The organism is Bacillus sp. RB3 (genome assembly GCF_030164735.1).
In the GTDB taxonomy this organism is placed as follows: Bacteria; Bacillota; Bacilli; order Bacillales; family Bacillaceae_G; genus Bacillus_A; species Bacillus_A cereus.
Genome location: NZ_JASNGE010000033.1, coordinates 36,274 through 49,389, shown reverse-complemented (window position 1 = coordinate 49,389; position 13,116 = coordinate 36,274). Strand labels below are relative to the sequence as shown.

Here is a 13,116-nt window from a genome sequence, read left to right as displayed (position 1 = left end):
CCTTCTAGATATCGTTTTACTGCTTGTATTTTATCTTTTGAAGAAAATTTAGCCATAAAAAATGCACCTCCTATTGTTAATTATGTGTCTAACAATTGGGGTGCACTTCATTCATTTAGGGGGCTTTTTTATTGTTATCAATAAAATTGAGGGGCCGTAGTTGGTTCAATGGAATACGAATTACCTTGTAAATAGTCTGACTATTTTTTAGAAAAAACTATTCATTTACATTTTTTGGTTTCGTGTTATATTTTTAATGTTAACATAGTTGTATTGAAAATTCTGATTTTAAAATTAGGAAAACTTTAGAAAATGAAATACTCTTACTTGAATTGAAAATCATATAAACATAGTTTGAAAGTAAAGTATGAAAATGAATCAGATTTTCAAATTAAATTTGTCAATTCAATAGAGGTTCGTGGGGGAAATGTAGCTAAGAACAAATCTCTTATACTTCATGTTTTTTATTTGTAAATCGGTAATTCTAATAGCTCTGACGAAAAGTAAAGGAGTAAAAAAGAAGTGGATAGTTTGTTTAATGAAGATAGGGTGTAAAAAATAAAACAACGGAGGTTTTATAATGAATAAAGGAATACTGCAGATTACAGAAATTGAAGAAATTACTATTCCGAATCTATTGAAGGATAAAATGAAGAATCTGATAGAAAATGAATTAAAAACTCATAATCCTTATACTTGTGATCAAGAAATAGCAGCATATTTTTCAAAAGAGTGGCTTAATTGTTTGATTGACTATTCAAAGAAAAATCCGAATTCAGATATGAAAAACCTACTACATATGATAAAAATAGCGAATTGTGGCGGGAACGTACCGCCTATCCTTATTAAAAATACTCCATGTGATCCTATAGAAACACTATTACCTGGGGAAAATCGCAGAGGTTTTAATTATGGTGAAGACGAACACGATAGAATGAAAAAATATTTTTATGCAGAATGGGTCACATGGATTTTTGCCACACTTTTTAATTATGATGCTTTAATTCACCCATCCGAACATGCTGGGAAAAATAGATTTCATCTTATTTCGCCTTTAAATAACGATGAAGTTTTGCGAAATGTCGGTGCAAGCACCGGTGGCGGGAACTTTTATCAACATAACGATGCCACAGTGTATACAGATATAAAAGACCAGTCAGATATTGAAGCGAGATTGAATACATTCAATACAAATTTAGAAATTGTATCAAATAGACTTAATAAATCCGTGGAACGAATAGTGTCTGAAATTACTTGTGGCAAATTTACTAGAGTTGATGCTCTTTTATTAAAAGGAGTGTTAAATTTAAAAACTCAAACTCATATTGGAACGCCAAAATTACTTCAAAAGCATCTTGAAGAAAATCACTTCAGTAAAGATGACATATTGGCGATAAGTAAAATGCCTATTGCTCATATCGCAGGAATGGCTGATGGTGAAATATCTGGATTTGTAGGGGAAATAAACCAAATTATATTTTTGGATGATAATGGCGATATTATTGCAACTTGTTTAAATGGAGCAGAAAATAGATTGATTTATGTGGGAGAAAGTGAAGAAGAAAAATTGAAATTTGACATGTTTTTAGAACTCTTACGAACAACGCCTACTTATAAGGTTCCACTTACATCTGAAGATTTATTACTTATACCAAATTCATACTATGGTAAACAAACAAATGTAACTCATGGTAGAGAAAGGTTATCTGAGGAAGAATATAAAATCCCGATTGGAAATAATAAATACGGAAGAAGAATTGTTTGCAGGCAATACGTTTCCAGCCGATTACGTGATCAGAAAGAAAGTTACTTTAAAGATTTAATTAACTAGTTTAAAGAGAGGAGGGAAGATGGGGAGGTTTGGGGTATAATAGCTCAAGCCTTCCCATATTCTTTGTATGGATTTTACTATTGAATTACTCATACTACTATTTTTAGTAGCTGTATTAGCAGGATGGATAGATACGATTGCTGGAGGCGGTGGTATGATTACTATCCCGATAATGTTATTAGTAGGTATGTCTCCTTCTGTAGCGATAGCAACTAATAAACTGCAAGGGAGTAGCGGAACTCTCATTGCAACAGTGTTTTTTATTAAGAAGAAAGAAATTAATCTTAAAGAAATGCGTTTGTCCATCTTAATGACCTTTTTTGGATCAGTTTTCGGTGGATGGCTTGTTTTACAGATACGAGCAGAATATCTAATTATGATATTACCTTTTTTACTTGTTTTTATTGGCATTTATTTTCTATTATCTCCAAATATAGCAAACGAAGATCGACCGAGAAAAATAAGTATGTTGTTGTTTGCGTTAACAGTGGCTCCGTTACTGGGATTTTATGATGGTTTCTTCGGCCCAGGAACAGGTAGTTTAATTGCTTTAGTATTCATTCTTTTATATGGATATAGTGCTACACGGGCGACTGCAAATGCTAAGATTTTGAACTTTACAAGTAATTTCGCTGCTTTGTTGTATTTTATTATTTTTGGCCAAATCGATTGGACAATTGGATTGATTATGATGCTTGGTCAAATAATAGGATCATATATTGGGGCGAAGATGGTGCTTACAAAAGGGACGGCATTAATACGACCAATAGTGGTTATTGTTTGCTTTGTCATGGCAATTAAGATTTTTTTACAAAATATGAACTAAATGTAATCAATATATTATTTGTATCAAAGTTAGAGTGTTTTCATGTTCCTATTGCAGTATTACGCTGTTTAAGATGTGTTCAAAATTACACAATTTGACTAGTGTAATGTATTGCGTTATGCTTTTTTATAGTATAAAAGAAAGGCTTGAAGATAATGATTCGTCGTTTGAGGAAGCTAAAAAATGTAGCAGTCGTAGTAAGCTTCTAAGTAAATAGCAATATATATAATACTTAGAAGCGAGGAATAAAGTTATGAAGCATCCATTATTTAATCATTGGTCAGAAACAAAGTATATAAAAGATATAGTAACAAATCCACTCATTGAAGTAGGAGAGTACTCCTATTATTCAGGTTATTATAGTCATCAAAATTTTGAAGATGGCTGTGTAAGGTATTTGTGGGGAGATGCTAAGTCCCAAGCACTGTTCAATCCAATTGAACAGATGGGATGGCACCTTGACAAACTCATTATTGGGAATTATGTTTGCATAGCAAGCGGGGTAGTCATTTTAATGGGTGGTAATCATAATCATCACTCAGAATGGATTACAGTATATCCATTCGCTGAGCAAATTAAACAATCATATGAACCTAAGGGAGATACAGTCATTAAAAGTGATGCTTGGATTGGAATGAATGCTATAATAATGCCTAGCGTTACTATTGGTGAAGGTGCAATTGTTGCTGCAGGATCAGTCGTAAGTAAAGATGTTCCGCCGTATACAATAGTTGGTGGAAATCCTGCTAAGGAAATAAAGAAACGATTCACTGATACAGAAATAAACATGTTAATGGAAATGCGTTGGTTTGATTGGGATAGGAAATTGATTGAGAAGGCAATTCCGCTGTTATCTAGTCCATCCATCGAACCATTATTTGCTTTTTATAAAAATGAAGTGAAAAATAAATAAATCAGTTAGAAAAACTACATCCAGTATAGGGTGTAGTTTTTTATTTTTTGTAAATGTGGAACAAATGTATTATTTAGATTGTCTATTAACTGTAATCCTAAAAAAATATGAAAGTGTGAATCATTTTGAAAAATATAAGGGGATTAAAAATAAGGATATGTGTGGGAATACAAAGTATTAGCGCACCTGAAAATGTCGGATGAGATGGTCTATATGAAAGCGATTCTAACGTTTTATATGTATATACAATTTGAGAACACTTTCTATTTTTTTGCGGGATTATGTTAGAATAACGCTTTTTTTAAGTACAAAGAAATTGGAGGTAACAGAAGTGAAAGGTATGTTTTGCAATAGAGTTATTGCAATAGTAACAGTGCTTACAATATTTTGTAGCATGGTCGTTACAATTGGAAAAGCAGCAGCGGAAACAGATCCTGCTATAGACGTTGAAGCAGGGTCAGCAATTTTAATAGAAGCAAATTCTGGAAAAATTTTATATGAAAAAAATGCAGATGAATCATTGGCAATTGCTAGTATGACAAAAATGATGAGCGAATACTTAGTTCATGAAGCGGTGGATAAAGGAAAACTTAAATGGGATCAAAAAGTTAAAATCTCTGAATATGCACATAAGATTTCGCAAGATCGTTCACTATCAAATGTTCCATTAGAAAATGGTGGCTCTTATACGGTAAAAGAGTTATATGAGGCAATGGCAATTTACTCTGCAAATGGTGCAACAATTGCTTTAGTTGAACAGATTGCTGGTAAAGAGGTCAATTTTGTAAAAATGATGAACGATAAGTCAAAAGAGTTTGGTATGAAAGATTATAAGTTTGTAAACTCTACTGGCTTAACAAATCAAGATTTAAAAGGATATCATCTAGAAGGGACAACTCTAGAAGAGAAAAATAAAATGTCTGCAAGGGATTGTGCAATTTTAGCACAACGTCTTATTCAAGATTTCCCCCAAATATTAAATACAGCAAAAATTCCTAAAAAAACATTCCAAGAGGGTGGTAAATATCCAATTGATATGGCGAACTTTAACTGGATGTTAAAAGGCTTAATTAAGCAATATGAAGGTGTAGATGGTTTGAAAACAGGAACGACTCCAGAAGCGGGAGATTGTTTCACTGGTACAGTAGAAAGAAATGGTATGCGACTAATTTCTGTAGTGATAAAAGCAAAATCTCATACGGCACGTTTTGATGAAACAAAGAAATTATACGATTATGGATTTGCGAATTTTGAAGTGAAGAATGTCTACGGAAAAGATTCAGTAATAAAAGGACATGAAACAGTTCGAGTGGCAAATGCAAAAGACAAAGATGTAGTAGTTCAAACGAAGCAAGCTGTTTCACTTCCAATGCCGAAGGGCAATAAAGACATTTATAAAAAAGAATTTAAAGTATCGAATACGGAACAAGAAGCGCCTATTAAAAAAGGTGTAACAATTAGTAAAATGATTATCTCGTCTAAAGATAATACAGATCCTGGGTTCTTATCAGGTAATTCATTACAAATAGACCTTGTAACAAAATCTGATGTGGAACAAGCAAATTGGCTTACACGTTTTATACGTAAAACAGGATCTTTTTTTAGTGGTATGTGGGATCGTACGATTGATATAGTAAAAAGCTAATTTTATAGGATACAACTAAATATTAGTTTGAAACAAAAGGTTTCAAAGCACTATAGATTCTTATGTGGATAGCTTGGAATGTCAGGGTGTAATTTTTTCTTCTTACTTTGTGCATTGCAATGACACTACTTTTTTCTATAGTTTCGTATCATGTAATCGAAAAGAAATGTATCAACTGGGCAAAACAAAGAACAACAAATTTTTTGAAAAAAGTATAAGTCCTAGAGGGATTTTATTTCTTTAGTAAATATACGAATATGACCGATTCCTTAGTATACTTGGGAATCGGTCAATTTTGGATTCTAAATGTAAATATAGTAAAGTGGAATATAATTGAAATCGAAAACCACTTAGAAATAACAATTACGGTGTGAGCTATTGTATAGTATAGATATGTTTAAAAATAAAGGGGGAGTACATATGTGGAAGCGATTTGTAGCAATTGGTGATAGTTTTACAGAGGGGATAGGGGATGAAGTTGAGGGAATTGCATTAAAAAGCTGGGTAGATCATTTTGTTCAACTGTGTGAAAAAGATATAGAATATGCCAATTTTGCAAAGCGTGGGTTAGTAACTGAAGAAATTCGCTTGCAGCAATTGGAAAAGGCGTTAACTTTTAATCCAGATTTGGTTAGTCTCATTGCAGGGGCAAACGATGTTTTAAAAGGACGTTGGAATCATGATGCATATAAGAACGATATGGAATTTATGATAGATACATTAAGTAAAGCAGGGGCTGATATTATTATAGCAAACCTTCCTGATTTTACAGTTAGGCTTCCTTTTGCTTCTGAAAAAAAACAAGAAATAAAAGAACAATTATTAGAGGCAAATGAAGTTATACATTCACTGAGCAGAGAGTATAAGCTTCATCATGTTGATTTTTGGAATCATCATTTAGTTAATGACAATACGCTTTGGTCTAAGGATTTAATTCATCCAAACTCAAAAGGATATGTAAAAGTTGCTGAATTGATTTTTAGTAGTTTGCCTGTACAGAAGACAAAATAATAGTTTGCAATGTAACGAATATGATATTAAGTGTATGAAGCTATGTTTTTTAGTAAATGGAAAGAACTAAACATTTAGCAAACAAAGCGTTTCTACGATATATTTCTACAGTAGTGCACAAATACAGAATCACAAAGAAAGATCACTTATGGAAATAGGTGGTCTTTAAATGTTTTTATAACTAAATTAGTATATACTGTATTACTAACAATTTCGTACTACATAAAAATTAAGTTCTCTTATAGAAAAACTGATTTTATATTATCTTAAAATATAATAACATGTTCAAATGATATTTTGGGTATGTATCCTAATTGTGAATGATGTGTAATTTTTTTGAAGTATAAATATCCAATAAATAAAATAGGTAGTAGGTGCAGAAGTATTAATACTATATTATTCAATTCTTGTTATGAGTACATTAGTGATTGGTAATATTATATTTTTATTATCAACTTTAGTTATTGGAATTAATTTGCATAGAAAATATGTAGGATAAGAAAAAATAAATATACTTTATTGTATATTTATTTTTTTGTTTAGTAGGATTTATAGTCTCTATAAACTATTATGTTAATAAAATTAAAAAACTTAATTCTTGATATCCTTATGGCTAAAGCTATCTATAAAATGACAATATAACTAAATAATTGTTTGGTATGATTTGTGGATTTAGTTTTTTATCCGAATTTTCTGATTCAAATATTTCAACTTTATGAATATAGTAGGTGAAATATTTGTGTGATAGTATTTGAGATAGAAAAAAGCCAACTTTAAAAAGGATGTGAATTGAATGTGCAAACGACTGTAAAGGGTTATATTAAGGAAACGTTTAGCTGTTATTAGTGTAAGGTAAAGATATATTTTGTAACAGTTGATATAAAAATGAAGAAATAGGTACGCTTTTGTTTGTCTGACTATTTTAAATATATGAAAAACAAGAGTGGTTTGAGTTTTGACGAAGTTAAATTCTAGGTGAGATGTCAATAATGATTAATTAAGTTTAATAAAGAGGTACCTTATACGCAAAAGCGTTTATATTAGTAACCTAAGGAGCTTGCTTTTATGAAAACTACTGATTCAAAAGGCCTATTAGGAAATAGGGTTTATTTACAAGTTTTCTCTGCCTATTCATTGCTTATGCTTGGTGTTTTTATTGATATGTTAGCGATTATGACTATAGTTGGGTTTGAATGGGAAGTAGATCCTACTATGATTGGATTGATTCCTGTTGCATATGCACTTCCTGGAATTATTTTTGGCTCATGGGCAGGTGTTATTGCAGATCGTTTTAGAAAAATTCCAATTATGATGTTCTGTAATCTAATGGTTGGTCTAATAACAATTGCTCTTTTATTTGTACAAGATATCCACTGGCTCTTAGTGGCATTAATGATTCGTTCCATTTTTATTGTTTTCTATTATCCTGCACAGCAAACACTAACAAGACAGATTGTATCCCCGGACTTGCTTACTAAAGCAGTAAGTATCAACGGAATAGTAGAGCAGGGTACAAAGATAGTAGGCCCACTTATAGGGGGCATGTTGCTGAGTTGGTTTCAACCAGAGTTCTGCCTCATTATAAGAGCTATAAGTTGTTTATTAGCTACCTTAGTTCTCATACCCACAATAAAATTTAAAGAAACTATATCGAAAGAATTTGTTAAAAAGCAAAAACAAAGTACTTGGACCGCTTGGGTACAAGGGTGGGGTTATGTGTTATCTAATCGGATAATATTATCAACCATGATTTTCGTTACAATAGCCATGGCAGTATTACAATTAGTAGACTCACAATTCCCAACTTTATTTAAGAGCTTATTCCCACATGATAAAAGTAAAATGGGATATATCATTTCTATTATTGGTCTTGGCGGAATACTTGGTGCATTACTAACTCAGAAATTAAAACAATTTCAATATGGCTGGGTAGTATGTGGAGGTATGGTTTTAATGGGAATTGGTTTTGGGGGGATTGGTTTGATAACGCCCGGTACGGTCTTCGTTTTAGCCTATTTAATTAGTTTTATCGCTGGTATTGGAAGTGGGCTGATGCTTGTATCTAATCAAGTCATATTACAAATAGAATCCGATCAAGATCAAGTAGGAAGAGTATTTGGTATACAAAGCAGTTTAACAAATGCAGTTTTAATTATTTCTCCTGCTATGAGTGGTCCATTAGTGCATTTGTTTGGAGTAACTCAACTCTATGTTTATGGAGGGATTGGGCTTGTTATTATTGGAGTAATTGGAGTTTCACTGCAGAAATATTTATGGGGTAAACATAAACACGAACCTATAAGAGCAAATAATTTTTGAAGGGAAGATTTTTATGACCAATGAGGAATGTTATCCATTAAGCCATCCACAGCGAAGAATATGGTATACAGAAGTTATTCATTCTGATAAAGGGATATGTAATTTAAGATTTTTATTTAAACTTCATCGGAAAATGAACTATTCAAAATTAAACCAAGTTGTGAATCGCGTTATCAGTGAAAATGACGGTCTGTGCATTAGGTTAAAAGAAAATGGGCATCAGGAACCGAAACAATATTTTATTAAACATGAAGAACAAGAATTTGAGTTTTTTGATTTCAGTAATGTGGAGAATACAAATTTGCTTGAGGAATGGATTGAGCAGAAAACAAAAGAAACGTTTACATTATTTAATTCCAATTTATACTATTTCGCTTTAATAAAATTAAACGATAATGAATGTGCAGTCTTTGGAAATGTTCATCATATTATTATGGATGGTTTATCAATTCAAATATTTACTGAGCAGATTGCAAAATATTATTATGACATGCATAACGAGAATGAGGAAGGCGAAATTAAAAATTCATATGTTCAATTTCTGACCAATGAACAAACATACTTGAATAGTAGTCGTTTTCAAAAAGATCAAAAATTTTGGTTAGAGGAATTTAAAACACTGCCATCTATGACCGGGTTGAAGCCTTATAATACGTACCAAGTTGGTACCAAAGCATCACGTGAGACGTTTATATTAACGGAGCATTTGAAGAGAAAGATAGAAAAAATTTCTGAAGATTACAAATTTAGTTTATACACCCTTTTTGTTGCTGCTTTCTCGTTGTCCATGTATCGGTGGACCTCATCGCTTGATATTGGTTTAGGAATGGCTTACGGCAACCGTATGACTAAAATGGAACGAAAATTGATTGGAATGATGGTGAGTACAGTTCCTTTAAGAATGGATATTGATCCAGAAGAAGAAGTACTTTCATTTATTAGTAGGGTGTCCAGAAAACAAAGTAAATCATTAAGACACCAGAAATATCCATTTGATTTGTTATTAAAGCAGATTAATAAAGAGAATAACAGTAATGTGAGACTTTTCGGAACTACGATTGATTATAGGGATCGTGATGAAAGTGGTGACTCACTATGGATTCCAAACCGTGAAGAAGTACAAGATTTTGCAGTGCATATTGAAAATCTAATTGATATAGACTCTTTACATGTACATATTGATTATCGTGAGGAGCTATTTTCTAAGGAAGAGATAAAACGGTTTTTTAACGTGATGTTAGCGATAATGGAAAACACTTTTGAAAACCCAAAGCAGAAGGTGGCTGAAATAGAAATCATTTCTGAGGAAGATAAAAGAAAAAGTTTAGTTGAGTTCAACAATCCTAAACTGGATGTCCCGCCTCAAGTAACTATTCATGAAATGTTCGAACGGCAAGCGATGATTTATCCAAATGCTATTGCAGTTACGTATGAAAAAGAAAAAATTACTTATAAGGAGCTTAATGGACGTGCAAACCAGTTAGCTCATTATCTGCAGAAAAAAGGAGTAGGACCTGATACTTTAGTTGGACTGTGCGTTGAACGTTCCCACGAGATGATTGTAGGTATTTTAGGGGTTTTGAAGGCTGGTGGGGCTTATGTCCCACTTGATCCAACATATCCAGAGCAACGACTTCAATATATTTTAGAAGATGCTAGCATTCAGTTATTCGTAACGCAAGAAAGTTTAAAAGAATTGAACTGGTTACCAGAAAATGTTGAGTCGATTTGCCTGGATCGTGATCAAGATGAGATTGGGAAAGAAAGTAAGACTTTGCCGGTTTCTAGTGTCGGTCCCAAAAATCTGGCATATGTAATCTATACTTCGGGATCAACGGGAAATCCAAAGGGCGTTATGATAGAACATCACAATGTCATTCGGTTATTTAAATCGACGGATTGTTGGTATCAGTTTAATGAAAAAGATACTTGGACGCTTTTTCATTCGTATGCATTTGATTTCTCAGTATGGGAAATTTGGGGAGCGTTATTATATGGTGGAAAATTAGTTGTTGTTCCGTACTGGATTAGTCGATCACCTAAGGATTTTTATCAATTATTGGTGGAGGAAGAAGTCACAGTTCTAAATCAGACACCTTCCGCATTTCGACAATTAATACAAGTGTGTGAACAAGAAGATAAGAATAAAAATTTGCAACTGCGTTATGTCATATTTGGCGGAGAAGCGTTAGAACCTACTAGCTTGTTACCGTGGTTTCAAAGGTATGGGGAGAAAAAACCACATTTAATTAATATGTATGGAATTACAGAAACTACAGTTCATGTTACATATTATCCAATTACTTTAGATGATGTACAGCAGGCTTCAAGAAGTAATATTGGAAAGCGGATTCCCGATTTAGAAGTGTATATACTAGACGCTTATCAACAACCTGTTCCTATAGGTGTTGATGGTGAACTTTATATTGGCGGGGCAGGGCTTGCACGTGGGTATTTAAATAGACCTGAATTAACAGCAGAGCGTTTTATATCTCATCCATTTAGTAGTGATCTGAAAGCAAGATTATACCGGACAGGAGACTTAGCGAGGTATTTGCCAGATGGGAATCTAGATTATCGTGGAAGAATTGATCATCAGGTTAAAATACGTGGTTTCCGAATTGAGATTGGGGAAATTGAGTCTACTTTACATACATATGCATATGTAAAAGAGGTAGTTGTAATTGTAAGAGAAGATCAGCCAGGCGATAAACGATTAGTAGCATATGTTGTAGGAGATGGAAATGTAGATGCGTGGAGAGAGTATCTTAAAGCTAAACTACCAAGTTATATGGTTCCTTCGGGATTTGTGGCGATGGAAGCTATTCCACTTACAGCTAACGGTAAAGTTGATCGTGAGGCCTTACCTATGCCGGAGGAAACGCAGATTAATAGTGAATGTGTTGGCCCTCGGAATAGTAACGAACAGATACTAACTACCATTTGGAAGAGAGTATTAGGTGTTAAAAAGGTGGGAATCTATGATAATTTCTTTGAAATTGGTGGCGACTCGATTCTCAGTATTCAAATCATATCTCAAGCAAGTCAAGTGGGGTTAAAACTTACTCCAAAGCAAATGTTTGAATGCCCAACTATCGCTGAGCTGGCACAAGTGGCTATAGAAACGCAGGGAGTACAAGCGGAGCAGGGAATTGTGATAGGTGATGTGCCTCTTACTCCAATTCAGTGCTGGTTCTTCGAGCAAGAACATCCACATACAGAGCATTGGAATCAATCAATGCTTTTAAGAGTAAAAGAAAGATTGGATGTGAAATTACTAGAGGGAGCGATATTAAATTTACTGAAACATCATGATGCTTTACGTTTCCGGTACGAACAGTTACCAAACGGAACGTGGAGGCAGAGAAATGAAGGGACTGATGAGCTGTCAGTACTCCATGTTGTAAAACGGAATCAAGTTAATGAAAAAGAGTGGAATAAAATAATACAAGAAGAGATGAATATTCATCAAGCTAGTTTCAATTTAATTACTGGTCCGTTAATGAAAGTAGTGTACTTTGAAGATAACTTGACTGAAAATGATCGAATATTCTGGGTGATACATCATTTAGTAGTAGATGGAGTGTCATGGAGGATTCTATTGGAAGATTTACAGGTGGTATATAACCAGATGAAACAAGGTCAAGAAATTCGCTTACCTGCGAAAAGTACATCTTTTAAAGAATGGTCTGAACGACTTCAGACATACAGTGATTCGGGTATTTCAAAAGAAGTAAAGGATTATTGGAATGAACAAGTAGAAAAAGAAACGATGAAAATTCCAATGGACTATCCAATACAAGAAACGACAGAAGAATCGATTGATCAAGTGACGAGGACTTTAGGAATAGAAGAAACACAAGCATTGTTTCACGAAGTTCTAGTCACTCATAAGACAAGGATTGATGAGGTACTATTAACGGCATTAGGACAAGCTATCGTCGATTGTACAAATCAGCAAACCGTTTCTATTCATCTAGAAGGACACGGGAGAGAAGAGATGATTGAAGGTATTGATTTATCAAGGACAGTGGGCTGGTTCACGAGTATTTATCCCGTTCATCTCAATTTTCAAGGAACTCAGACACCTATTGAAGGGTTAAAGGCAGTCAAAGAGCAATTGCGTCGAATCCCAAATCGCGGAGTTGACTATGGTATTTTACGTTACTTGAATAAAGGATTACTTCCGTTTTATCAGCAAAAGCCTTCAATAAGCTTTAACTATTTGGGCCAATTTGATCAGGTGTTTTCAAGGGACTCTTTGTTTATGCAAGAGACAGGATTTACATTTTTAGATCATGCTCCAGATTCCAAACCATCTCATCTAATTGATGTTATCGGAATGGTGAAAGATGAAAAGTTACATTTTATTTGGATGTATAGTAGGGAACAGTTTTCTAAATTAAAAATTCAAGTGATAGCAGATGGTATGTTGAGGCATCTTCGTCAACTTATAAATAAACCAACAACAGAGTCTGCTTTTACGGTATCAGATTTTGCTGATGCAGAGGATCTTACGGAAGAAAGCTTGAGCAAAGTATTACTTAAATTAACAAAGAAGAGGGTGTAAA

7 protein-coding genes and 1 pseudogene are annotated in these 13,116 nt (G+C 33.4%); all 8 read left to right on the top strand.

The window, feature by feature from the left end; all coding sequences use genetic code 11:
* Window positions 1–580 precede the first annotated feature (580 nt).
* The 8 genes and pseudogenes from QO049_RS25840 (at window position 581) to QO049_RS25805 (ending at window position 13,115) form a co-directional block, all read left to right on the top strand.
* Window positions 581–1,831, top strand: a complete 1,251-nt coding sequence (locus QO049_RS25840) for a hypothetical protein (protein WP_246962761.1) — start codon at window positions 581–583, stop codon at window positions 1,829–1,831.
* Between the two features lie 67 nt (window positions 1,832–1,898).
* Window positions 1,899–2,657 carry a TSUP family transporter gene (locus QO049_RS25835; protein ID WP_246962762.1) on the top strand — a complete coding sequence of 253 codons (759 nt, stop codon included), beginning with the start codon at window positions 1,899–1,901 and terminating at the stop codon, window positions 2,655–2,657.
* Between the two features lie 253 nt (window positions 2,658–2,910).
* Complete coding sequence (locus QO049_RS25830; protein WP_000682539.1) at window positions 2,911–3,570, top strand: CatB-related O-acetyltransferase; 660 nt, start codon at window positions 2,911–2,913, stop codon at window positions 3,568–3,570.
* Window positions 3,571–3,901: 331 nt separating this feature from the next.
* Window positions 3,902–5,215 (top strand): D-alanyl-D-alanine carboxypeptidase family protein, encoded by a 1,314-nt coding sequence (locus QO049_RS25825; protein WP_000677707.1) that lies wholly within the window; start codon window positions 3,902–3,904, stop codon window positions 5,213–5,215.
* Between the two features lie 92 nt (window positions 5,216–5,307).
* Window positions 5,308–5,433 (top strand): annotated as a pseudogene (locus tag QO049_RS25820) (acyltransferase family protein); the annotation flags it as partial.
* A 202-nt stretch (window positions 5,434–5,635) separates the two neighbouring features.
* Window positions 5,636–6,226, top strand: coding sequence for an SGNH/GDSL hydrolase family protein (locus QO049_RS25815; RefSeq protein ID WP_000265873.1), 591 nt, complete (start codon window positions 5,636–5,638; stop codon window positions 6,224–6,226).
* 1,065 nt (window positions 6,227–7,291) lie between these two features.
* Window positions 7,292–8,545 carry an MFS transporter gene (locus QO049_RS25810; protein ID WP_246962763.1) on the top strand — a complete coding sequence of 418 codons (1,254 nt, stop codon included), beginning with the start codon at window positions 7,292–7,294 and terminating at the stop codon, window positions 8,543–8,545.
* A 13-nt stretch (window positions 8,546–8,558) separates the two neighbouring features.
* Window positions 8,559–13,115, top strand: coding sequence for a non-ribosomal peptide synthetase (locus tag QO049_RS25805; protein WP_246962764.1), 4,557 nt, complete (start codon window positions 8,559–8,561; stop codon window positions 13,113–13,115).
* The last annotated feature ends 1 nt before the right edge of the window (window position 13,116 follow it).

Bases quoted from the DNA above. Each gene is read 5' to 3' on its own strand.
- QO049_RS25840 (WP_246962761.1), top strand. From the start codon at position 581: ATGAATAAAGGAATACTGCAGATTACAGAAATTGAAGAAATTACTATT.
- QO049_RS25835 (WP_246962762.1), top strand. From the start codon at position 1,899: ATGGATTTTACTATTGAATTACTCATACTACTATTTTTAGTAGCTGTA.
- QO049_RS25830 (WP_000682539.1), top strand. From the start codon at position 2,911: ATGAAGCATCCATTATTTAATCATTGGTCAGAAACAAAGTATATAAAA.
- QO049_RS25815 (WP_000265873.1), top strand. From the start codon at position 5,636: ATGTGGAAGCGATTTGTAGCAATTGGTGATAGTTTTACAGAGGGGATA.
- QO049_RS25810 (WP_246962763.1), top strand. From the start codon at position 7,292: ATGAAAACTACTGATTCAAAAGGCCTATTAGGAAATAGGGTTTATTTA.
- QO049_RS25805 (WP_246962764.1), top strand. From the start codon at position 8,559: ATGACCAATGAGGAATGTTATCCATTAAGCCATCCACAGCGAAGAATA.